The organism is Actinomadura meridiana, assembly GCF_039537545.1.
Classification (GTDB): domain Bacteria; phylum Actinomycetota; class Actinomycetes; order Streptosporangiales; family Streptosporangiaceae; genus Spirillospora; species Spirillospora meridiana.
Genome location: NZ_BAABAS010000020.1, coordinates 39,980 through 59,857 on the forward strand (window position 1 = coordinate 39,980; position 19,878 = coordinate 59,857).

The 19,878-nt window shown below is 69.9% G+C and carries 20 protein-coding genes and 2 tRNA genes; 6 read left to right on the forward strand and 16 right to left on the reverse strand.

Annotation, left to right across the window (positions count from 1 at the left end):
* Window positions 1-31 precede the first annotated feature (31 nt).
* Window positions 32-265 carry a hypothetical protein gene (locus ABD808_RS26150; protein WP_344901487.1) on the forward strand — a complete coding sequence of 78 codons (234 nt, stop codon included), beginning with the start codon at window positions 32-34 and terminating at the stop codon, window positions 263-265.
* Window positions 266-323: 58 nt separating this feature from the next.
* Here ABD808_RS26150 and ABD808_RS26155 read toward each other — a convergent pair whose 3' ends face one another.
* The 3 genes from ABD808_RS26155 to ABD808_RS26165 all read right to left on the reverse strand — a co-directional run bounded on the left by ABD808_RS26155 (window position 324) and on the right by ABD808_RS26165 (window position 1,524).
* Window positions 324-1,268: a tyrosine-type recombinase/integrase gene (locus ABD808_RS26155; RefSeq protein WP_344901490.1), complete on the reverse strand. Its 945-nt coding sequence runs from the start codon at window positions 1,266-1,268 to the stop codon at window positions 324-326.
* A gap of 84 nt (window positions 1,269-1,352) precedes the next feature.
* A tRNA-Phe gene (locus tag ABD808_RS26160) sits at window positions 1,353-1,426 on the reverse strand.
* A gap of 23 nt (window positions 1,427-1,449) precedes the next feature.
* Window positions 1,450-1,524, reverse strand: a tRNA-Asp gene (locus tag ABD808_RS26165).
* Window positions 1,525-1,885: 361 nt separating this feature from the next.
* Between ABD808_RS26165 and ABD808_RS26170 the strand changes: the two genes are divergently transcribed.
* The 3 genes from ABD808_RS26170 to ABD808_RS26180 all read left to right on the forward strand — a co-directional run bounded on the left by ABD808_RS26170 (window position 1,886) and on the right by ABD808_RS26180 (window position 6,137).
* Entirely contained in the window at window positions 1,886-3,310 is a 1,425-nt protein-coding gene (locus ABD808_RS26170) for an amino acid permease (RefSeq protein WP_344901493.1), read from the forward strand.
* A 437-nt stretch (window positions 3,311-3,747) separates the two neighbouring features.
* Window positions 3,748-5,079: an adenylate/guanylate cyclase domain-containing protein gene (locus ABD808_RS26175; RefSeq protein ID WP_344901496.1), complete on the forward strand. Its 1,332-nt coding sequence runs from the start codon at window positions 3,748-3,750 to the stop codon at window positions 5,077-5,079.
* Window positions 5,080-5,237: 158 nt separating this feature from the next.
* Window positions 5,238-6,137 carry a glycerophosphodiester phosphodiesterase gene (locus ABD808_RS26180; RefSeq protein WP_344901499.1) on the forward strand — a complete coding sequence of 300 codons (900 nt, stop codon included), beginning with the start codon at window positions 5,238-5,240 and terminating at the stop codon, window positions 6,135-6,137.
* On the opposite strand, the gene ABD808_RS26185 is transcribed toward ABD808_RS26180, so the two are convergent.
* Window positions 6,126-7,028: a LysR family transcriptional regulator gene (locus tag ABD808_RS26185; protein ID WP_344901502.1), complete on the reverse strand. Its 903-nt coding sequence runs from the start codon at window positions 7,026-7,028 to the stop codon at window positions 6,126-6,128. The genes ABD808_RS26180 and ABD808_RS26185 overlap by 12 nt on opposite strands.
* Window positions 7,029-7,220: 192 nt before the next feature.
* On the opposite strand from ABD808_RS26185, the gene ABD808_RS26190 reads away from it, so the two are divergent.
* Entirely contained in the window at window positions 7,221-8,540 is a 1,320-nt protein-coding gene (locus ABD808_RS26190) for a sensor histidine kinase (RefSeq protein ID WP_344903493.1), read from the forward strand.
* 19 nt (window positions 8,541-8,559) lie between these two features.
* On the opposite strand, the gene ABD808_RS26195 is transcribed toward ABD808_RS26190, so the two are convergent.
* From ABD808_RS26195 to ABD808_RS26245, 11 genes are all read right to left on the reverse strand, one after another.
* On the reverse strand, window positions 8,560-9,261 hold the full coding sequence (locus ABD808_RS26195) for an alpha-ketoglutarate-dependent dioxygenase AlkB (protein WP_344901505.1): 702 nt from the start codon (window positions 9,259-9,261) through the stop codon (window positions 8,560-8,562).
* Between the two features lie 59 nt (window positions 9,262-9,320).
* Window positions 9,321-10,187 carry a helix-turn-helix domain-containing protein gene (locus tag ABD808_RS26200; protein WP_344901508.1) on the reverse strand — a complete coding sequence of 289 codons (867 nt, stop codon included), beginning with the start codon at window positions 10,185-10,187 and terminating at the stop codon, window positions 9,321-9,323.
* A 151-nt stretch (window positions 10,188-10,338) separates the two neighbouring features.
* Window positions 10,339-11,376 carry an XRE family transcriptional regulator gene (locus tag ABD808_RS26205; protein WP_344901512.1) on the reverse strand — a complete coding sequence of 346 codons (1,038 nt, stop codon included), beginning with the start codon at window positions 11,374-11,376 and terminating at the stop codon, window positions 10,339-10,341.
* 15 nt (window positions 11,377-11,391) lie between these two features.
* Window positions 11,392-12,027, reverse strand: coding sequence for a hypothetical protein (locus ABD808_RS26210; protein ID WP_344901514.1), 636 nt, complete (start codon window positions 12,025-12,027; stop codon window positions 11,392-11,394).
* Between the two features lie 46 nt (window positions 12,028-12,073).
* Window positions 12,074-12,433, reverse strand: coding sequence for a hypothetical protein (locus ABD808_RS26215; protein ID WP_344901516.1), 360 nt, complete (start codon window positions 12,431-12,433; stop codon window positions 12,074-12,076).
* Window positions 12,434-12,831: 398 nt separating this feature from the next.
* Window positions 12,832-13,275, reverse strand: a complete 444-nt coding sequence (locus ABD808_RS26220) for a hypothetical protein (protein WP_344901519.1) — start codon at window positions 13,273-13,275, stop codon at window positions 12,832-12,834.
* A 16-nt stretch (window positions 13,276-13,291) separates the two neighbouring features.
* Window positions 13,292-13,663, reverse strand: a complete 372-nt coding sequence (locus ABD808_RS26225) for a hypothetical protein (RefSeq protein WP_344901522.1) — start codon at window positions 13,661-13,663, stop codon at window positions 13,292-13,294.
* A gap of 4 nt (window positions 13,664-13,667) precedes the next feature.
* Window positions 13,668-14,588 carry an RNA polymerase sigma-70 factor gene (locus ABD808_RS26230; RefSeq protein WP_344901525.1) on the reverse strand — a complete coding sequence of 307 codons (921 nt, stop codon included), beginning with the start codon at window positions 14,586-14,588 and terminating at the stop codon, window positions 13,668-13,670.
* Window positions 14,572-15,504 carry an NAD-dependent epimerase/dehydratase family protein gene (locus tag ABD808_RS26235; RefSeq protein WP_344901528.1) on the reverse strand — a complete coding sequence of 311 codons (933 nt, stop codon included), beginning with the start codon at window positions 15,502-15,504 and terminating at the stop codon, window positions 14,572-14,574. The genes ABD808_RS26230 and ABD808_RS26235 overlap by 17 nt, the downstream gene beginning before the upstream one ends.
* 84 nt (window positions 15,505-15,588) lie before the next feature.
* Entirely contained in the window at window positions 15,589-16,215 is a 627-nt protein-coding gene (locus ABD808_RS26240; RefSeq protein ID WP_344901531.1) for a hypothetical protein, read from the reverse strand.
* Between the two features lie 48 nt (window positions 16,216-16,263).
* On the reverse strand, window positions 16,264-17,487 hold the full coding sequence (locus ABD808_RS26245) for a hypothetical protein (RefSeq protein WP_344901534.1): 1,224 nt from the start codon (window positions 17,485-17,487) through the stop codon (window positions 16,264-16,266).
* A 91-nt stretch (window positions 17,488-17,578) separates the two neighbouring features.
* On the opposite strand from ABD808_RS26245, the gene ABD808_RS26250 reads away from it, so the two are divergent.
* Window positions 17,579-18,904, forward strand: a complete 1,326-nt coding sequence (locus ABD808_RS26250; RefSeq protein WP_344901537.1) for a coiled-coil domain-containing protein — start codon at window positions 17,579-17,581, stop codon at window positions 18,902-18,904.
* A 25-nt stretch (window positions 18,905-18,929) separates the two neighbouring features.
* Here ABD808_RS26250 and ABD808_RS26255 read toward each other — a convergent pair whose 3' ends face one another.
* Window positions 18,930-19,799, reverse strand: a complete 870-nt coding sequence (locus tag ABD808_RS26255; RefSeq protein ID WP_344901540.1) for an SCO6745 family protein — start codon at window positions 19,797-19,799, stop codon at window positions 18,930-18,932.
* Window positions 19,800-19,878 lie beyond the last annotated feature (79 nt).

The window sequence follows — 19,878 nt, forward strand, 5'->3', positions numbered from 1 at the left end:
AGTCCGACGTTCACCATTCAGGAAAGGGGGAATGTTGGCGGGTATCGACAAGCGGATCGCGGTGCTCGTTTCCTGGAGCAAAACCAGGGATCGCAAGAAGCGCACCAAGCCGGGAAGGGATGCGTTCCTGGCCCGTTTCGAACGGGAGGTTGACCCAGAGGGAGCGCTTCCGTTGGAGGAGCGGCAACGGCGGGCCGAGCTGGCCAAGCGTGCCTACATGCTGAGGCTGGCCAAGCGATCCGCCCAGGCCAGAAGAAGAAACTGAGAAGGATGAATCACAGTGAGGCCCCGGCGCGTCAGGCGCCGGGGCTTCGTGGCGGTTGTTAGTCCTCCATGATGCGGTCGTAGGTGCGGCGGGCTCGGGTGCTGGCGGCGCTGCGGCCGTAGCGGCGGAGCATCTGGGGTGATGACCAGCCGTTGAGTTCCATGAGGTCGCCTTCGGCGCCGCCCTTGTCGAGCCAGGTGTGGGAGAAGTGGTGACGGAATTTGTGCGGGTGGACAGCGACGCCGCATTCCGCGCCACGGCGGACGACCATCTGGTAGATGCCGTTGGCGGTCATGGGTGGACGGTTGTGGGTGCCCAGCCACAGGTGGCGGTTGGAGGAGTAGGTGTGCTTGGTGCGGACGCGGATGTAGCGGTCGATGGCTCGGGCGGACGGGTGCCCGAAGCGGACGATGCGCTGCTTGTTGCCTTTGCCGGTGACGAGGAGTTCGCGGCGCATCAGGTCCAGGTCGCTACGTTCGGTGTCCTCGGGGTCGTAGACGATTCCGGCCAACTCTGAGAGCCGCAGACCAGTCGCTCTGAAGAGGGTGAGGATGGCGTAGTCGCGGCGTTGGGTGAAGGTCTTGCCTTCGCAGTGTTTGAGGAGCTTGGCCAGTTCCTCGTCGGTGAAGACGGGGACGATCTTTTCGCCGACGGCGGGTGGGCGGAGTTTCGCCATGGGGTTGGGGAGTTCTTCGTCGGTGGACCACCATTTGAAGAACTGCTGTAGGGCCCGGTATTGGTTGTTGGCGTAGCTGTCGGAGTAGGTGTTGAGGAGCCAGACCGTCCAGGCGCGGACGTCGTCGGCGGTGACGTCGTCCCAGTCGGTGTGCTCTGTGTTGCGTCGAAGGTGCTCGGCCGCGAACCACTGCGCTGCTTCGGCGTAGGTGCGGACGGTCTTCGGGGACTTCCCCTCGGCGTTGAGGTGGAGGGTGAACGAGTTGATCGCGGGCTGGAAGGTACCTGCTCGGAGGTCCTTCGGGCGCCGCGTACGGGCGGTACCCATCGGGGATAGTTTTCCTCTGTTCAAGCGGTGTACACCGACGGTGATCAATCCGTTACCGGTGTTTCCGCTGGTCAGAGACCAAGGTGGGCAGGGGCGGGGTCGAACCGCCGACCTTCCGCTTTTCAGGCGGACGCTCGTACCGACTGAGCTACCTGCCCGGGACGTGCTGGGCACGTCTGGGCGGTCCTGACGGGATTTGAACCCGCGGCCTCCACCTTGACAGGGTGGCGAGCACTCCTAGCTGCTCCACAGGACCTTGCTGCTCCGAGCCTAGTGGCTCTGAAGGGGTGTCGCGGCCGGTGGTTCCGGCGCTTGGCGACGGTCGAGAGCATACGCGATGGCCGTGGACGGCGCCAACTCGGTTTGCGTGGGAGTGGAGTGCGGCAGGCGGGGGATCGTCTGTGGGTGATACGCGGCGTACCGGGGGATACGGAGGGTTCGTGACCGGGCGATACTGACCGGTAACCGGGGGTTCGGGGGTGGTGACCGGGCACGGTGGGTTCTCTGGGGTTTGCGGCGGGTACTCACGTCTATTCTGTCCGGGTTGCGCAGCGGTGCGTGACCGGAGGGTGGCGCCGTTCCAGAGGGGCGGGGTCCTGTGATGTGAAGGAGGCCGCGTGGTCGACAAGCTCCCAGACCAGAGCGCGGAAGGGTATCAGCGCGGGCTCGGGACTCGGCAGATCCAGATGCTGGCGATCGGCGGGACGATCGGCACCGGGTTGTTCCTGGGTGCCGGAGAGAACATCGCCAAGGCGGGGCCGAGTCTGATCCTGACGTACGCCGTCGCCGGGTTGGCCCTGTTCTTTGTCATGCGGGCGCTCGGTGAGCTGCTCACGTATCGGCGGGCGGAGGGTGGGTTCGCCGGGTATGCCCGGGAATTCCTGGGGCCGTTCTGGGGGTACGCCACGACCTGGACGTACTGGATCATCTGGGTCACGACCGGTATGGCGGAGTTGACCGCGGCCGGGAAGTACATCCAGAAGTGGTGGCCCGGGGTCGAGCAGTGGCAGACGGCGCTGGTGGCGCTGGTGGTCCTGTTCGTGGTGAACCTGATCTCGGTGAAGCTCTTCGGCGAGCTGGAGTTCTGGTTCGCGATGATCAAGGTCGCGGCGATCGTGATGATGATCCTGGTCGGGCTCGGGGTGCTGATCTTCGGGTTCAGCGACGCCGGGGAGACGGCGCGGGTCGGGAACCTGTGGGACCACGGCGGCGTGTTCCCCGAGGGGTACAGCGCCACGATCATGACGTTGCAGATGGTGATGTTCGCGTATCTGGGCGTCGAGCTGGTGGGGGTGACCGCCAGTGAGGCGAAGGATCCGGAGAAGAACATTCCGCGGGCGATCAACTCGCTGCCGCTGCGGTTCGCGCTGTTCTACCTCGGGTCGCTGCTGGTCATCCTCGCGGTGGTGCCGTGGACGGCGTTCAAGGGCGGCGCCAGCCCGTTCGTGCTGGCGTTCGACAAGATCGGCATTCCGGGCGGCGGGGACATCGTGAACTTCGTCGTGCTCACGGCGGCGCTGTCGTCCTGCAACGCGGGCGGGCTGTACTCGACGTCGCGGATGCTGCGGACGGCGAGCGTCAACGGCGACGGGCCGAAGGTACTCTCCCGGTTGAGTGAGCGGGGAGTGCCTGTTCTTACCGTGGTCATCTCGGCGCTGGTCATGGGGATCGGCGTGGTGATCAACGCGGTGGTGCCGGAGAAGGCGTTCGAGTACATCACGTCGGTGTCGACCGGTGGCGCGATCCTGGTGTGGACGGTCATCGTGGTCGCGCACATGATCTACCGGCGGAGGTCGGCGGCGGGGGCGTTGCCGAAGTCGTCGTACCGGATGCCGTGGGCCCCCTACAGCAGTTGGGCGGTGCTCGCCTTCTTCGCGTTTGTCACGGTGACGATCGCGTGGGAGAGCGACACCCGGGTCGCGTTGTACGTCATGGCTGCGTGGGCCGCGCTTATTGTCGTGGGCTGGCCGTTCGTGCGGCGTAGTTCGCAGGACGCGAGTGGGGTCAAGGTCGCCGTGGAGGCGGAGAGCACGACCGCCTGAGTGTGGTTCGCCCCGGCGGCTTATGCCGTCGGGGCGTTCTGCGTCGTGGGATGATCCGTCCGGGCATCCCTCCGGAGGCGCACGTGACCAGTTTGCTTGAAATTCGTGTGCGCTGGGTCTTGCTTGTTGTCGTGGGTGTGGCGAACCTGGTCGGTTCATTGGTGGTGTTGCTTTTCGCGACGTTCGTGGTTCCGGACCCTCCGTTGGACGACAGGGGCCACGCGCACCTGGTTAACGCGGTCGCTTTCTTTGGTTATCCGGTTGTGGCGGTTCCCGTCGCGTTGGCCATGGGGTTGCGGTTGTGGCGGCCGGTGGTTCGGTTCGTCCGGGAAAGGAAACCGCCTGATCGGCGGCAGAGGCGTGCTGTTTTGCTTGGGCCGTTGCGGTTGACGCTGCTGATCGGGGTTCTGTGGGTGGTTGGGGCGTTGGGGTGGGCGGTGATTGATCTTGTTCTGTTCACCGGGCGGCTGGCGGTGAAGACCGGGTTGACGTGTTTGTTGGGTGCCGCCACTACTTGCACGATCGTTTATCTGTTGTCGGAGCGGTTGCTGCGGCCCGCGGCGGCGCTGGTGCTGGCGGCGGAGCGTCCGAGAAGGGTCCGGTTGCCGGGCGTGACGACGCGGGTGATGCTCGCGTGGACGCTCGGGACGGCGATCCCGGTGTTCGGGCTGATCTGCGTGGCGGTCGCCGCGCTGGCCGCGCCGGACATCAACGTCACGCAGCTCGCCGTCACGATTCTGGGGGTGGGCGGCGCGGCGCTCGTCGCGGGCGTCTATGTCATCTATATGGCGACACGGGCGATCGCCGATCCGATTAGGGCCGTGCGCCGGGGCATGGCGCAGGTCGAGCGCGGCGACCTCGGCGCGGAGGTCGCGGTGTACGACGCGAGCGAGGTCGGGCAGTTGCAGGCGGGGTTCAACCACATGGTCGCCGGGCTCCGCGATCACGAGCGGCTGCGCGATCTGTTCGGACGGCATGTGGGCGAGGAGGTCGCCGACCTGGCGCTGGAGCACGGCGACATCACGCTCGGCGGGGAGACGCGCGAGGTGGCCGTGCTGTTCGTGGATCTCACCGGGTCGACGCGGCTGGCGGACACGCGGACGCCGGACGAGGTCGTCGGGCTCCTCAACCGGTTCTTCGGCGTCGTGGTGGCGGTGGTCGCCGGGCACGGCGGCTGGATCAACAAGTTCGAGGGGGACGCGGCGCTCGCGATCTTCGGGGCGCCGACGCAGCTGGAGGACTCGGCGGGCGGGGCGCTCGGCGCCGCGCGGGAGCTGGCGGTGCGGCTGCGCGCCGAGGTGCCGATGCTGGACGCGGGGATCGGTGTGTCCGCGGGGCCGGTCGTCGCCGGGTACATCGGCGCCGAGGAGCGGTTCGAGTACACGGTGATCGGCGACCCGGTGAACGAGGCGGCCCGGCTCAGCGACATGGCGAAGGGAACGCGGGGACGGGTGCTGGCGTCGGCCGCCGTCCTCGACCTGGCGCATCTCGCCGAGGCCGACGAATGGGACCTCGGCCGGGCGGTGAAGCTGCGCGGACGAAGCCGTCCGACGCGGCTGGGCACGCCACGGCGGCTCCCCACGCCGCCGGTCCCCCGGCTTCCCGCACCGGTGGAGACGGTGGCGCGGTCGTCGGTGCGGCGGGTCCGGTTCCCGCGGCCGCTGCGGCGCAGCCGGAAGTTGCTGCTCGGGGCGCTGGTGCTGTCGAAGGCGTCCAGATCGGGGATGCGGGCCGATCCGGAGCTCGGCGAGGTGGATGAGGGCCGTTAGGGCCATTTTTGATCAAAGGGCCGTGTCCGCAGCGTACTGAATGGATGACGATCCGTATCGTCACCAGCGATACACGGTCTGCTATCGGCCCGTCACCCCGGTGTCACCGGACGGCTTGAGGGTTGGGGTGGACATGCCCCGGCTTCCCAGAGGTGAAGATGAACCGACGTCACCGTCTCGCGCTCGTCGCCGTCACCGCCTCGGCGGCGTTCATCGTCCCCGTGGCGGCCGCCGCGGGCTCCGCCCCCGGTGGCGGTCCGGGTCGGGCCCGTAGCGCCGAGATCACGAACGTCGCGCACCGGGGGGCCTCCGCGTACGCGCCGGAGAACACGATCGCGGCGTTCCGGCTGGCCGCGTCGCAGCACGCGGACGTGTTCGAGACCGACGTCCAGGAGACGAAGGACCACGCGCTCGTCCTCATCCACGACACCACGCTCGGCCGGACGACGAACGTCGAGGACGTGTATCCGAAGCGGTCACCGTGGAAGGTCTCCGACTTCACGCTCGCCGAGATCAGGAGGCTGGACGCCGGGTCCTGGTTCGGGACGAAGTACAAGGGCGAGCGCATTCCCACGCTGGACCAGGCGCTGGACGACATGCGAGACCGCGGGATCGGGCTGCTGCTGGAGATCAAGAGTCCCGACCTCTACCCGGGCATCGAGGAGCGCGTCGCCGCGGCGCTGCGGCGGTCGCCGTCGTGGCTGCGGTCCGACCCGGCCGAGCGGCGGCTGGCCGTCCAGTCGTTCGACTGGGCGTCGGTGCGCCGGTTCCACGCCGTCCTCCCGGACGTGCCGGTCGGGCTGCTCGGCACGCCGAAGGCCGCCGACCTGCCGGAACTCGCCTCCTACGCCGACCAGATCAACCCGACGTTCGGCGATGTGACCGCGTCCTATGTGACGGACGTGCACGCGGCCCGCATGGACCTTCTCACCTGGACGGTGAACGACGCCGGGGACATGAAGGAGGCCGCCCGGCTCGGAGTGGACGGGATCATCACCAACGAACCGGACGTCCTGCGCCGCGTCCTGGACGAGGCGCTCGCCGCCTCAGCCGCCTGATCGGGGCGGCGGGGGCAGCCGTTCGCGGGCGCGGGCGATCAGGGCGCGCGCGGCGGGACTGCGCGGCTCCTCGGCCCGCCAGGCGAGCGCGATCCGGCCGCTGAGCCGGGGCCGGACGATCGGCATCGCGTGCAGGTCGTCCGGCCTGTCCCGGGCGGCGGACTCGGGCAGGACGGCGACGCCCAGGCCGTGCGCGGCGAGTTGCGCCAGGACGGGCGGTTCGCCCGCCTCGAACGCGACGCGCGGGCGGAGACCGGCGTCGGCGCAGGCGTCGTCGAGGACGGCGCGCATCCCGGTGCCCTTCGGCAGGCAGATGAGGTCCTCGTCGGCGAGGGCCCGCAGCGTGATCGTGGACCGTCTGGCCAGCGGGTGGCCGTGGCCGACGGCGGCGTAGAGGTCCTGTTCGATGACGTCGCGGGTCGCGATTCCCTCGGGCGGCTCGGAGCCGAGGCTGAGAAACGCCAGGTCGATCCGTCCGTCGCGCAGGCCGTCCGTCAGGGCGTCGGCCTTCTCCTGGACGACCGTGATCTCCACATTCGGGTGATCTCGATGGAAACCGGCGAGCATGCCGGGAAGGTCGAGCGACTGGATCCAGTCGACCGTGCCGATCGTGACATGCCCGCGCAGCAGGCCGGTCAGCTCGTCGACCGACAGCCGCGCGCCCTGGACGGCGGCGAGCGCCGCCCGCGCGTAGGGCAGGACGGTCTCGCCCGCCTCCGTCAGCCGGACGGCGCGCCCCGACCGGTCGAACAGCGGCTGCCCCAACTCGCGTTCAAGCTGCCTGATCTGGGCGCTCACGCCCGGCTGGGCGACATGCAGCCGGGCCGCCGCCCTGGTGAAGCCGCCCTCTTCCGTCACCGCCACGAAGTACTCAAGCTGGCGCAGCTCCATAACCGGCGATGCTAACAGGGCGCTTGTCCAGCGTTGTGGCTTCTGATGAGGCCAAGATGCCGTGAACCATTTCTTTGTCCTCTCTTGGGCGCTGCGCGGCTGTTCGGGGGACTGATTCCGATCTGGCCGGTCATTACCTCACCAGCGGGAGGTCGGTTGAACGGATGGCGCTCATGGTCCATAAGGGTGCGGATGACCGTGATGGCCGGAACGGTCGCCGCCCTGATCTGCGCCGTCCTGATCACCTTGATCATCGTCGGGGTGCGCAGCCGCGCGGGCGACTACAAGCGGAACGAGGCCACCTCGGCGGCGCTGCGGATCGCCTACGAGGCCGGGCGCAAACCCGTACGGGGCGGGCTCAGCGCGCCGGACGACGTCGTCCTGCAACTCGTGGACGGCAGCCACCGGGTCACCGCGAGCACGCAGCGGACGCTGGACGCGCCGCCGATCGCCCGGTTCCGCCCGGCGGGCGCGGACATCTACGCCGCCCGGGTCCTCTGCTCGCCCCAGGGGCTCCACGGCTGCATGTGGGTGATCGCGCTGCGCGTCTACCAGCCGAACGGGAGCTCGGTCGTCTACGCGGCGACGCCGACGATCCCCTGGTACGTCGCCCCCGGCCTCATCATGTTCCTGATCTGCGTGTCGCTGCTCGTCGTGCTGCTGGTGTGCCTGCGCACGTGGGGGACTGTCGACCAGACGCTCGCGCCCGTGGAGGCGATCCGCGCGGAACTCACGGAGATCACCGCCGGGGAGTCGGGCCACCGCGTCACGGTCCCGGAGAACCAGGACGAGATCAGGCGGCTCGCGGAGGCCGCCAACGCGACCCTCGACCGCCTTGAGGGCGCCCTGACGCGGCAGCGCAGCTTCACCTCCGACGCCTCCCACGACCTGCGCAGCCCGATCGCCGCCGCCCGCGCCCAGATCGAGGAGGCCCTCCTGGCCGCGGACGAGGTCGACTGGCCGCGCACCGCGCGGGGCGTCCTGCAGAGCCTCGAACGACTCCAGGCGATCGTGACGGACCTGCTGCAACTCGCCCGCCTGGACGCCGCCGCCTGGCAGGACACCGAACTCATCGACCTCGGCGCGCTCGTCACCATCGAACTCGCGAGGTCGGAGCGTACGAGACGGACCGTCCCGCACATTCAGGAGGGCGTGACGGTGCTCGGCGACCGGCTCCGCATCGTCCGGCTGCTGACGAACCTTCTGGACAACGCCGAACGCCATGCCGAAACGCAGATAGACATCACCATCCGCCGCGAGGACGGGATCGCCGTCCTGGAGGTCCTCGACGACGGCGCGGGCATCGCCGAGCAGGACCGCGACGTCGTCTTCCAGCGGTTCGCGCGCCTGGCGGCCAGCAAGGCGCGCGACGCCACCGGCACGGGGCTCGGCCTCCCGATCGCCCGCGAGATCGCCCGCATCCACGGCGGGACGCTCACCATCGAGGACAGCGAACGGGGCGCCCGCTTCGTCCTGCGAATCCCCCGGGAACGAGGCGGCACCGACACCTGACGCGGCCGGGCCGCCGGGCTCAGCGCACACCGCGCGGCCTGAACTGGACACTGATCCGCGGACCGGTCGCGCGGGCGCTCTTCGGAACCGCGTGCTCCCACGTCCGCTGACAGCTCCCGCCCATCACGACGAGATCACCATGCCCCACCTCGAACCGAACCGTCCCGCCCCTCTCCCCCGCGCTACTGCCGTTCCCAGAAGCTCCGCCGTGCGTTGGACTGCGGTTTGTGGGGGTGGTGCTGTTGGGGTGAGGGGCGTTGCGGGGGCGGAGTAGGAGGGGTCTTGGGGTGCCGAGGGAGAGGATGGCGACCATGGTGTCCTCTGTGGCGCCTCTGCCGATGCGGTCGCCGTGCCAGGCGACGCTGTCGCGGCCGTCGCGGTACAGGCAGAGGCCGCTGGTGCGGAAGGGCTCGCCGAGTTCGGCGGCGTAGTGGTCGTTGAGGGCGGCCTTCAGTTCGTCCAGGACGGGGTCGGGGAGTTCGTCGCGTTCGTCGTAGAACGCCAGCAGGCGCGGCACGTCGACGACGCGGTCGTACATGTGGCGGCGTTCGGCGCGCCAGGGGACGGACGTGAGCAGCCGCTCGAACAGCGCGTCGGCGCCCGGGAGCCAGCCGGGCAGGACGTCCACCCAGGCGCCGTGGGCCAGCCGGGTTCGCCGCGCCGAACTCAGCGGACGCGGACCGCCCTCGTCCGTGTCGTCCAGCAGCGAAGCCTGAAACATGCCCCCACTGTACCCGCCGATTCAAACATTTGTTCGAGCGGTGGCGAGAAAATCGGGCGTCAGCCGTCGGTCAGCATCTCTTTCAGCAGTGCCAGGGTGCGGGACGGGGACGCGGCGCGGATGGCCAGCGAGTCCATGATCTCCTGGTACCGACCGGCCTCCCTGCCCTCCGGATAGCGGGCGCCGGTGAGCTGTTCGAGATAGACGACGTCGTCGAGGTCGTGCTCCGCGAACCGGACGACCGTGATCGGCCCGCCCAGCGCGAGATGGCCGCCCGCGGAGAACGGCAGGAGCTGCACCTTCACGTTGGGCATGCTCTCCGCCACGGTGATCAGGTGCTCGATCTGGGCGCGCATCGTCGCCGTCCCGCCGATGGGCCTGCGCAGCGCCGCCTCGTCGATCACCGCCCAGAACCGGACGGGACTGACCGCCCGGCGCAGGATGTCCTGCCTGGCCATCCGCAGCTTGAGGCGCCGTTCGAGCCCGTCGTACGCCGCGTCGTGGTGTTCGAGCCCGATGACGGCGCGCGCGTAGTCGAACGTTTGCAGAAGCCCCGGGATGTACTGCACCTCGTAGGAGCGGATCGTGGTCGCGGACTGTTCCAAGCCGATGTACTGCTCGAACCATCCCGGCACGATGTCGCCGTAGCTCTGCCACCAGCCCGGCTTCTTCGCCTCTCGGACGAGTTCGATGAACCCTTCGCGCTCGTCCTTGTCGTCCAGGCCGTACAGGTCGAGCAAGTCCAGGACGTCGCGAACCTTGAAACCGTGCCGTCCGAGCTCCAGGCGACACATCTTGGACGCCGACCCGCGGATCGCCGCACCGGCCTCCGCGCGCCCGATGCCCTTGTCCTCGCGCAACCGTCGCAGCCGCGCACCGATCTGCATGCGCAGCGCGGTCGGTCCGGCCTGCCGATGGTCCAGCACAGGGTCTCCAGCGTCTCGTTCGTCCGACAACTCTCGGAGGGTCTCACACACGATGTCGCACGCGCAGGCAACCCCGGGCCAGAGATATGTAACTACTGCCCGTCGTATAAATCCCACCATCGTGGGTGAGGATTCGGGAGGGATCGCCCCGCTATCGACCGGGAATCAGCAGGTCGAGATCGGCCCGCGTCACCCGCGCGCGTTCCGCGACCCGGTCACGGTCCGTGCCCGCCCCGCCGACGATCTCGATCGCCCGGCGCAGCATCGTGGGCCGCTCCAGAGCCTTCGCGGGGCCCGGTTCCTGGCGCCGCCATCCCCGCGCGCTCAACGCGCTCATCGCGTTCCGGTACGCGGCCTCTTTCATGATTCCCAGCGTGCGCGCCCGGTAGAGCAGGGCCGCCATGCTGACCCCCCACTCCGCCTTCAACACGGCCAGCCGCTCCCAGTCGGCGGTCACCGGCAACGCGCCCTCGATGTCCTCTTCCGGCATCAGGAACTCCGCCGCGAACCTGTGCGCCTGGTCCTCGACGATCTTTTCCCCAGGCTCGGCGTCGGCGTGCATCACCAGATGACCCAGTTCATGGGCCGCGTCGAAACGGTTACGCCAGTAATCGCCCTTGGCGGGGTTGAAGAACACCATCGGACGGGGGTGAACCCCCACGCTGAACGCGTCGACCCGCTCCGCGGCGTCTGGCAGGACGAGTACGACCACGCCGTGCGTCTCCAGGAGCCTGACCACGTGCGGCACTGGTCCGGGCCCACCGACAAGGGCTTTTCGTGTGACTCGGGCTGCCTCCACCGGACCGCTCCCGGCGATCTCGTCGGGCGACACCGTGTACTCGGGCAGATCGACCTCGGGAAGGTCGACGAGGTTCTCCAACGCGGCCACGACGTCGGTGGCGATCCGCCCGTAGGCGAGCGCCTGGTCACGTTCGATCTGGCTGGTCGACCGCAACGAGCGGAAGTGGGCGCCGTCCAGCGAGACGGGACTCCGCCCGGCCTGGAAGAACTCGACGGGGACGCCGAGGGTGATCGCCAGGCGCCGCACCATCGGCTCCTCGGGCCGCTGCACCCCGGCCTCGTACCGTCCGATCGCCTTCGGTGTCGTTCCCACGGCCTGCGCGACCTGGTTCTTGCGCAACCCTCTCAGCCTCCGGGCCAGCGTCAGCCGCTCGCAGTCGAACAGCACCCGCGCCACCCTTTGCTAAGCCGATTTCGTCTCCCCGCGGAGCCGCATCGGGACGTCTCGATGGTCGTCCCACAGCGGCATCGTCCGCTCGACGAGCTTACGACGCGGATCGGGCCCCATGGTGTCGTCCAGGGCCTTCACCCAATGCCAGGCCGTCCCGCCGTCCGCGTTCCACCTGGGCCGCCCCAGGAAAAGCTCCATTTCCACCGGCTCCTCGGTGGCGCTGTGCGCGAGCACCAACGTCACCACTCCGGGCGTGTCGCGATGGATCCCGAGCGGGAGCTCCAGCTGCGGGTCTTCGACGTAGCCCTGCTGTGCCACGGCCTGCTTGGTGGGACTGTCGCGATCCCAGCGGATGCCGCGCACGTTTCCGAACTCGTGCCGTTTCAGCAGGATCCGGTAGGGCCCGTACCGCCAGCCGGGCGAACCGTTCAGATCGTCCCGGACGACCTGCGGCTGATCCTCGAAGGCACGGTCGATCCGCGTCGCCAGCACATCGAAGGCGCTGACCCCGTACGACCGTTCCGTGAACCCGTCCGCCCGGCTCAGGGACCTCACGATGGTCAGCGTCGCGTCCCGGTGGGCCTCCCGCAGAGCATGCAGGAAGCCCGCCGTCAGGAGCTCGTCCCAAACAACCCTGTCTTCGGCCACTCGCCCACTGTAAGCAGTGGCACCGACATTTCGAGCTACTCGACCATCAAGCCCGCCGAGCCCGTCGCGCACGCGCCTTTCGCTGCCTACTGCTCTTCACGGGCAGCGCCCTGCCTTCGGTCACCGCCTTCTCATGCTGCTGCCATCCCTGGAGCCATTTCCACCCGGCCCCAAGCGCCGCGGTCGTGGCCGCGACCATGAAGGCGGTCACCTGATCTTCATCGAGGTCGGCCCCCGGGACGAGCTGGGCCACGATCCCGCCCAGCCACCCGGCCGCGACCGCGAACACCGGCGTGAGCAGAGCGACGCCGCGCCCCATCCACGACACCTCACTGTCCGGCTCGTCGGCCGCGACTTCCTGCCCGATGACTTCTTCGACGGTGTCTCCCGCCACGAACAACACCACCCACCCTCGGTAAGGGACGGCCAGAAATGATCAGCCACCCTTGGCGAAACTGCACATGAGTAGTGATTCCCGTTGTCAATCCCTTGAAGCCTAACCGCCACCCACAACGCCACACTTATCTATCTATCCGGCCCCACAAGAAGCCACTCGCACCGTTTTTCGATAGCGTTCGGGTTCGGCCGATCGATTCACCTTCCCGACAACCCGAACTCCGCCCCGTCCATCCCTTGAAAACCATGCTTCAACATTGGCCCATCAACGGCAGTTTCACCTGGGAGTACTGCCGTTGCCCTCCGTCTCGGTGAGTTGGTAGCACCATTTGACGGGCTTTGTCGGCGGCGTGGGCGGCCCCGAAATCGCCGTGGACGACTTCCAGGGCGAGGTCGACCCATCTCCGCTTACGGTCGGTAGGTCTGGCGGTGCTGGTTGACGGCGTGGAACCACGCGCGGCTGCTCGGACGGGCCTGGAGCGCCATCGCCGGGATGATGAGCAGGGCCGTCCAGAGGCCCAGCAGCAGGATGGCTCCGAGGACGGTCAGCGCGGTCCGGGCGCCGGTGCTTCCGGCTCGCATGCGTGTGGCGAGCACGATGAACGCGATCCCGACGCCGATCAGGATGGGCGGCACGAGGGGGTTGAGGGTCACCGAGTACGGCTGCCCGAGTTGGGCGAGCATGCCGAGGATCAGGATCACCCCGAGGCAGATCCACAGGATCGAGGCGATCTTGATGGTGCGGGGACGGGCCAGTGGTCCCGTGTCCGGCCACGGGGCGGTGGGGGGCGGCGTCCACTGTGCGGGAGGCGGCGGGTGGTGTTCGTCCGCGGGGTCAGGAGCGTTCGTCATGGTCACACAGACTGCCTCACCCTTCTCGGGACCGGTCTCGGACGCCGAACGTCTCGCGAAGCTCGATCAGTGCCGTTCGTGCTAGGACGCGCAACGCGGACCATTCGGGGGAGGTTCGCATGCTCAGTTCCGTCCAGGCGTCCGGGCCTTGGCGGGTCATTTCGTCCAGGTGCGCATCGACGTCGGACATGGTCACGGGAACAGAACCGTCGGCGGCTCTGGCGCGGACGGTGTGAAGCGCGTCGTCGAACTCCAAGGCCAACTCGTCGGGGCCCACACCCAGCTCGTCTATGTAGTCCAGTTGCGCGCCGGCGTCCCAGGTCAACCGTTCCAGGACCAGGAGAAGCCAGTCCTGGAACTCTTTCTCTCGTCGGTCGTCGTCCAGCATGGTCTCAGTTTGGCTCCGGTAGGCGTGCCAGGTCGGATACGGGGCCTAGATGGCCGAGCTTGTCGGGGTTCGCCACGGTGCGGATTGTCTGGACCTTTCCATCGGCGACGTCCATTTCGACGACGACGAGCACGCGCCCGTCCGCGTCGTGGAGGACGGCGCCCGGGCCGCCGTTGACCTGGGCCGGGCGGATGGAGGCGCCCTGGTTTCCGGCGCGGCGGAGGGCGACGACGAGCAGGCGGGCGACCTCCCGGCGGCCGGGGATCGGCCTGGTGATCGTCTGTGCCTTGCCGCCGCCGTCGCCCCGGAACACGACGTCGGGGGCGAGCATGTCGAGCAGCGCGTCCATGTCGCCGCCCGCGGCGGCCTCGAAGAACCGGCGGGCGAACTCCTCGCCCTCGGCCCGCCGCCCCGGGACCACGCCGCCGAGCACCGGGCTGTCGGCGGCGACGCGGCGTCTGGCACGGGCGAAGATCTGGCGGCAGTTCACCTCGGACTTGCCGGTGATCCGCGCGACGTCCGCGTAGCCGTATCCGAACACCTCGCGCAGCATGAACACCGCGCGTTCCACCGGTTTCAGCGCCTCGAGCAGGACGAGGAACGCCATCGACAGCGAGTCGGCCAGTTCGGCGTGCTCGGCGGGGCCGGGTTTGTCGGCGGGCACGACGACGGGTTCGGGGAGCCAGTCCCCCACGTAGGTCTCGCGGCGCACGCGCGCCGATCGCATGTGGTTGATCCCGAGCCGCGTCACGGCCGTCGTCAGGTACGCCTTCGGGTCGGCGATCACGGTCCCCGCCTGGCGGGCGCGGGTGAGGCCGAGGAAGGCGTCCTGGACGATGTCCTCGGCGTCGCCCACCGATCCGGTCATCCCGTAGGCGATGGAGAACAGCAGCGGCCGGTACGTCTCGTCAGGCGACCCAGGCACGGAAGCCCTCCCTCCAGCTCGCGTACCGGGGTTCCCACCCGAGTTCCTTCTTGGCCTTCTCGTTGGAGTACCCACGTGACCCGGTCATCTGCGTGACGATGAACGGCCCGGCGAGCGGCTGGACGAGCCAGGCCGGCAGGCGCAACGGTGGTTTCGCGCCCACGACCTCGGCCAGATAGGGCAGCCATTCGGCGACGGGTGCGGGGTCGTCGTCGACGATGTTGTAGAGGCCGGGGGCACCGCCCTCGATGGCGGCGAGCGTCGCGGCGGCGGCGTCGGTGATCTCGATGAACGAGCAGATACCCGTCCCGCCGCCGATCAACGGGACCCGCCGTTTCCGGACCGCGTCCAGCAGGGGTTGCGAGGCGCCGGGCCCATAGAAGCCGCCGTAGCGGAGCACGACTCCCTCCCGCGCCCGCGCCGGGACGGCCTCCTCCACGTGCCGGATCGCCGCGGGCGCCTGCGTGGCCGATTTGAGGGGCTTCCAGTCGATCGGGTCCTCTTCGGTCTTCAACCGGGTGCCGGGACGCCGCTCGGGCCCGGCGCCCGCGTAGCTCTGCGCGACGACCCGGCGGACGCCCACCATGTCCGCGGCGTCGAGCAGGTTGTCGGTGCCCCGGGTGCGCAGCTCGTTGGTGGCGGCGAACAGCCGGTCAACGTTCCGGAAGCCGCTCGCGTCGTTTCCGAGCGCGGTCATCTGGTGGACGATCACGTCCGGCGCGGCGTCCCCGACCGCCGCGATCACGGCGGCGCGGTCCAGCCCGTCGAGGACCACGGGTTCCGCGCCCGCCTCGCGCAGTCGCGCGGTCTTGCCGGGCGTCCGCGTGGTGGCGGTGACGTCATGACCGGCCGCGACCAGGCCGGGAACGAGGTGCCCGCCCAGGGCTCCGGTCGCTCCCGTGACGAAGACTCGCATGTACGTCCTTCCCCCAGAGTGTTTTCCCTTAAGACAAGGAACCGGTCGGAGGCGTGACATGCCCCAGGTCAGGACACGTCCGGGTCAGGGGGAGAAGAGCCAGGGGTCGCGCAGATCGAAGAAGGACGCCTCGGCGGTGTAGTGCATCATTTCGGCGTCCCGCCACGCCTTGAGGTCGGCGGGCATGGGCCTGCTCTCCCCCTCGCGGGCGTCCTCCTCGGTGGTGAAGTAGACCGCGATGGTGGCGCCGCCGTCCGGGTGGACGATGAACAGGCCGCCGATGGTGTCCGGGCGCGCCTCGGCCATGGCCTGCCGTTCCTCCTCCGTCCAGAACGGGCGCAGCCCCTCCCGGTCGCGGATCCGGGTCTGGATCAGCTGGACGAACTCGGCCGTGTCCGAGCCGCCCTCCCCGAACTTCTCGACGTCGGGGCAGTCGTGGACGGCGAAGTCGCCGTCGAGGAGCGCGGACGTCGCCTCCCACCATTCGCGTTGTGCCCGTTTCCTGTCGTTGCGGTGGATCGCGCGGGTGGATTTGAAGCGGGTCAGGGAGATGAACGTGCCGTCCTCGGTCAGTCCGGCGGTCATGCCGAGCCATCCGCGGGCGCCGGGAGCCAGTTCCCGGTACCAGCGGTCGACGGCCGTCCGCAGCGCAGTGGGATCTCTCGCTTTCCCCTGCACTATCCGGACGTGCATCCTGCTCTGGAATGGCATGCCCCGCCCCCGCACGAGCCGCTGCCGCCGCCCCGGTCGACGGCGGCCTTACTGCCTGATCGTTCCTACCCGGGGTTCCGGCGTCCTCACCTGGCGGCGTCGAGCCAGCGCGCAGGCGGTGACGGCGGACAGGCAGACCAGCAGCGGCATGATCGTGTACGTGGCGGCGGCGACCGCGTCGACGAGGTCGGCGGCCGACTGGTCGGTCACCCGCAGGATCTCGCCGGGACCGCAGTTCGGGATGCCCGACGACCCCAGGGCGAGAGGCTCGCCGCGCAGTTCGGACGTCGCGTCCCAGGCCAGCACGGCAGCCGGGCCCAGCAGGAGCAGCGGCGGCAGAACCCGTGTGACCGTGAGCCCGACGCCCTTCCGCGAGCCCGAGAGTCTGACAAGCGCGATCGCCAGGACGGCGACGGCGACGGCTGCCGCGACCATCGGCAGCGAACCCTGAATCCCCTGGTGAACGGCTCCGCTGACGTCCACGCCGTTGGAGTTGACCGAGACGTACGCTGTCGCGACGTCCACGGCGGGATCTGTGGGTCGGCATCCGTACGCCGCGTCGCGGAGCGAGGGCGCGACGGCGGCCAGCGCCCACACCAGGACCGCCAGACCGAACTGCGCCGCCATCAGCGCGACGACCGGCGGCGCGTCCGTCCATCCCCGCCGCAGGGACGCCACCGCTCCGGCGCCTCCCGCGAGGACCGACAGCAGGACGGTCAGCCCGGCGGCCGCCCCCAGCGGTGAGACGTCGAAGTACAGGCCGACCAGTGCGAAACCCGCGTACGACCATTTCAGCGGAATCGCCAGGACGAGCCCGCACAGCGCGATCGGGCACATCCCGACGCCCAGCCGCACGCGCCGTGGGACGTCCGGCACCGCCTTCAGCATGATCAGCCAGGCCAGCGCGGCCCCGGTCGTGACGGCGGCCAGGTCGGTCAGCCACGCGGACGCCGTTCGCTCGTCGACCAGGCTCAGGCCCGTCGCGGACTCGTCGAGCAGCATCGTGGACGGGCTGATCAGGAGGACGTCCGCCAGCAGCGGCAGGACGGCGACCATCCCGGCGGCCAGAAGGTGGCGGCGGCGGGCGAGCAGGAGCGCCGCGAGACCGACGACCGCGACGGCCAACACCGGGACGAACGCCGACACGGCGTATCCATCGGTCATCCAGCGCACGACCGTCATGGCCGTCGCCGCCGCGCTCAGCGCCGCCATGGCGGCGATCGGCAGGGGTAAGCCGCGCGGCGGTTCGGGGGCCTCGGGGGCGGTGGGCATCGCTGTTGATCATAAGCGGCCGAAAGGGGCCAGCGGCGCCTCCTTCGTCAGGGGGGAGGTGCAAATCGGGGCATTTCACTAGGATGCCTACGTGCACGAAGATCAAGGCATCCCGGATGACGGCGTTCTGACGGCGCCGCTCCGGCCGGCTGACGAGGGTCCGAAGGACGGACCACTCGCCGAACCGGTCGTCGAGCCGCCCGCGGCCGAAAAGCCCGCGGAGCCCGCCGTCGAGCGCACCCTGTCCACCAACATGTCCACCATCATGGCCACCACCCCGGCCATCCCGGGCGGCGCCACGAGCGCCGCCACCACCGTTGATCCCGCGCCCGTACGGGCGTTCGCGAAGGACGTCGACCGGCTCGCGGAGCTGGTCGGACGGCTCACCGCGACCGCGTCCACGCTGGGCGAACGCCTGGACGGCGAGGTCCGTGGCACGATCGGCGACGCGGAGAAGTCCTTCGCCGAGGCGCGCGGCGCCCGCCAGGAGGCCGCGGCGGCCGACGAGCGGGCCCGGCAGGCCGAGGCACGCGCGGACGCCGCCGTGCGGGAGGCGGCCAAGACGCAGGAGGAGGCGAGCAAGGCCGCCGCCACCGCGCAGGCCAGCGTCGCGGCGGCCCAGGAGAGCGAGGCGAACGCCTGGAAGGAGGCGGGCGCCGCGCAGCAGGCCCGCGCGACGTCCTCCAACGAGGCGGCGAACGCCGACGGGCTCCGCAAGCGCGCCGAGGCGGCGTGGGGCAACGAGCACCAGGCCCGCACCGACGCCGAACGGGAACGTGACGATCTGGCCGCGCGGCTGACCGCCGAGCAGGCCGCGCTGGCCATCGCGCGCACCGACCTCAACGACGCACGCGCCGAACTGACCGATCTGCGCGCCCAGGCGAAGGCGGCGACCGAGTCCGAGCGGCAGCTGCGGGCCGAACTGTCGGCCGCCAAAGGCGAGATCGCGGGCCTCACCGTGGAACGCGACTCCGTCGCCGTGCGGACCACCGAGTTGGCGACGCGCGTCGACCGCGCCGAGGAACGGGCCGATGCCGCCGAGGTCCGCGCCGAGCGGGCCGAGCAGCGCGCGGACGCCGCCGAGATCCGCATCGACCGGGACGCCACGACCGTCCGCGCCCTCCAGGACACGCTGCGCGCGGCCCTGGACCTCCCCTCCATGGAGGAGTTGCCGGACGGCACCGGCGTACGGGTCGGCGACTCCGGCGCGGTCGTCGCCAAACCCGACTCCCTGATCGGCGTGGACCAGGTCCCGGACGTCATGGACGGCGAGCTGGCGGCGCGGTTCGCGCGCGCGATCCTGGCCGTCCGCGTCCACCAGGCCACCCACCGGGTCGTACCGGGGGGTGTGGGGGGTCGTCCCCCCACATCGGAGCTGCCCGTTCAGGACGAGACGGAGCCCGCTCCCGAAGCCTGATCCCAAGCCTGATCCAGTCGATCGCTCAGCGCGGCGGCGCCTCGATCTTGCCGATGCCCAGGGTGTTCTGGGCGGGCATCAGGCCCGTCTCCAGGACCTTGACGAGGACGGGCATGGCGAGTTCGGCGAGACGGTCGGCCTTGTCGGGGCCGAGCGTCCGCCACGGCTCGTAGGCCAGGTCGTCGGTGGTCCGTTCGACGGAGTCGCGCAGCTCACGGCCCCGGTCGGTGGCGGTGCCGTCCGGGAGGACGAGGCCGCGGGACGCGAGCCGGTCACGGGCGGCGGACCACTCGTCGTCCGTCCAGCCACGGCTCGCGAACGTCTCCACCGGCGCGGCGCCGACGGCGGCGAACGAGACCAGCGCCTCCACCGGGTCGAGCCCGGCGGTGAGGAGCGCGGCCACGTGCCCGTCGCCGCGCTGCTCGCGCAGGATGCCGATGGCGTGCCAGAGGACGAGGTGCGGTTCGTCCGGCCAGGGCAGGTCGGCGTTGGCGGCGGCGATCGGGCGCCCCGCCGTGCTCGCCGCCTCGGCCGCGGCCCGGGCGAGGTCGGCGGCCTCGCTGACGTCCAGGCCGTCGAGCAGTGTCCGGTACATGCGGTCGACGGCGCGCAGCCGTGCCGCCAGCACCCGGTCGGGTGACGCGACCGCCCACGCCGCCGGAACATGGTCGGCGACCATGCGCGGGCTGAAGCTGTAGAACGCCGCCGCGACGGTCCTCGGTCCCGCCGCGCCGAGCGGCGCGGCACGCCAGGCGAAGTAGCTCGGCCACCGCTCGCGCACGTCGTACCCCAGGGTCTCCGCCTCGGCGAACACCTCGGGCGAGTACCAGAACAAGGCGTGCAGGGGTTCGAGCTGATGCCACATCCACCGCGCCGACGCCGGGTTCTCCGCCACTGTCGCTCCCCCTAATCTTGACACTGTCAAGACTAATCATAGGCGAAGGGCCGGACGCCCGGCGACGACCGGCCGAGAT

Coding starts and splice junctions, on each gene's coding strand:
- ABD808_RS26150 (WP_344901487.1), top strand. CDS start 32: ATGTTGGCGGGTATCGACAAGCGGATCGCGGTGCTCGTTTCCTGGAGC.
- ABD808_RS26155 (WP_344901490.1), bottom strand. CDS start 1,268: ATGGGTACCGCCCGTACGCGGCGCCCGAAGGACCTCCGAGCAGGTACC.
- ABD808_RS26180 (WP_344901499.1), top strand. CDS start 5,238: ATGAACCGACGTCACCGTCTCGCGCTCGTCGCCGTCACCGCCTCGGCG.
- ABD808_RS26185 (WP_344901502.1), bottom strand. CDS start 7,028: ATGGAGCTGCGCCAGCTTGAGTACTTCGTGGCGGTGACGGAAGAGGGC.
- ABD808_RS26190 (WP_344903493.1), top strand. CDS start 7,221: ATGACCGTGATGGCCGGAACGGTCGCCGCCCTGATCTGCGCCGTCCTG.
- ABD808_RS26195 (WP_344901505.1), bottom strand. CDS start 9,261: ATGTTTCAGGCTTCGCTGCTGGACGACACGGACGAGGGCGGTCCGCGT.
- ABD808_RS26220 (WP_344901519.1), bottom strand. CDS start 13,275: ATGACGAACGCTCCTGACCCCGCGGACGAACACCACCCGCCGCCTCCC.
- ABD808_RS26225 (WP_344901522.1), bottom strand. CDS start 13,663: ATGCTGGACGACGACCGACGAGAGAAAGAGTTCCAGGACTGGCTTCTC.
- ABD808_RS26235 (WP_344901528.1), bottom strand. CDS start 15,504: ATGCGAGTCTTCGTCACGGGAGCGACCGGAGCCCTGGGCGGGCACCTC.
- ABD808_RS26240 (WP_344901531.1), bottom strand. CDS start 16,215: ATGCCATTCCAGAGCAGGATGCACGTCCGGATAGTGCAGGGGAAAGCG.
- ABD808_RS26245 (WP_344901534.1), bottom strand. CDS start 17,487: ATGCCCACCGCCCCCGAGGCCCCCGAACCGCCGCGCGGCTTACCCCTG.